This window comes from Bartonella sp. AD328YNZD (genome assembly GCF_042196425.1).
Genome location: NZ_JBHIQG010000564.1, coordinates 1 through 1,070, shown reverse-complemented (window position 1 = coordinate 1,070; position 1,070 = coordinate 1). Strand labels below are relative to the sequence as shown.

Sequence of the window (1,070 nt, the reverse complement as noted above, 5' to 3'; positions counted from 1 at the left end):
TTCTGCTGCACGCCGGTGTGCGAGACCTTCAAGACGCTTACCGCCTGCTTTGGTCCATTTCTGTAGCTCGGCAGGGACAGCTTCATATTCACCTTGATTGAGCTTTTTTAACAGTGTCGAGTTACAAAAGGCTCCTGTTCCTACATTATAGCAAAAGGACACTAACGCCGCGAATTGTTCATCTGTTAATGAAACTGTAACAGCGCGTTCAACAGCATTTTCAAATTGTCTTAAGTCTTGGCAAAGAAGTTCTTCTGCTTGCTTTTCAGTGATTGTCATGCCTTCGTAAATAAAAGGTTTTCCAGCACTGTTTGTATGTCCATAACCTATTGTCCACACCCCAATGGCATCTTTATAGGCGTTTAAACGCAAACCTTCCCATTGTTTGATAAGTGCAAGTCCTTCTGATGATATTTTTCGCATATGCTTCTCCATAAAAAAAGCTCCGCAAAAAGCAGAGCTGGATTAAAAAAATTGACATCTTTCTCATTCGGAAAGATAGCTTGGTTAAGCTTCATGTCGCTTTTTCATTGGAACAAAAGAATGTATTTGACATTGTAATAATTGTATCTTATAAGTTACAAATGTTTACAGTATACAAAACAGAGCATTTTATAAAATGGCTAGATTCTTTAAAAGATGAGATTGCGCAAGCGCATATTGTTAAACGGATAGCAAGAATAGAAACGGGATTTCTTGGAAATGTAAAATTTTTCCGTGGAATTGGAGAGTTAAAAATACATCATGGTCCTGGCTATAGAATCTATTTTGTAAAACAAGGTAAACAAATCATTTTGTTATTAAATGCGGGTGATAAATCTACACAACAAAAAGATATCGAAAAAGCTCTTCAATTAGTAAAGGAAATGAAACATGGAAATTACTAAATTTGACACAAGTGAATATTTCAAGACACCTGAGACACAAAGGATTCTTTTAGAAGATGCTCTTGAAAGCAAAGATAGTAAGTATCTTGCCCATGCTCTTGGTATAATAGCGAAAAACCAAGGAATGAGTAAAATCGCCCAAAATACAGGGCTATCAAGAGAGTCTCTTTATCGTTCTTTAAG

At 36.4% G+C, this 1,070-nt stretch carries 3 protein-coding genes; 2 read left to right on the top strand and 1 reads right to left on the bottom strand.

The annotated features are described in order from the left end of the window. Positions 1-423, bottom strand: a 423-nt coding sequence (locus tag ACFIO3_RS13705) for a lysozyme (protein WP_375704647.1), incomplete at its 3' end; no start/stop codon positions are given. Positions 424-584: 161 nt separating this feature from the next. Between ACFIO3_RS13705 and ACFIO3_RS13700 the strand changes: the two genes are divergently transcribed. Then, entirely contained in the window at positions 585-887 is a 303-nt protein-coding gene (locus ACFIO3_RS13700) for a type II toxin-antitoxin system RelE/ParE family toxin (RefSeq protein ID WP_212113015.1), read from the top strand. Continuing rightward, a partial coding sequence (locus ACFIO3_RS13695) for an addiction module antidote protein (protein ID WP_375704646.1) occupies positions 874-1,070 on the top strand: 197 nt, incomplete at its 3' end. The genes ACFIO3_RS13700 and ACFIO3_RS13695, both read left to right, overlap by 14 nt.

Bases quoted from the DNA above. Each gene is read 5' to 3' on its own strand.
- ACFIO3_RS13700 (WP_212113015.1), top strand. From the start codon at position 585: ATGTTTACAGTATACAAAACAGAGCATTTTATAAAATGGCTAGATTCT.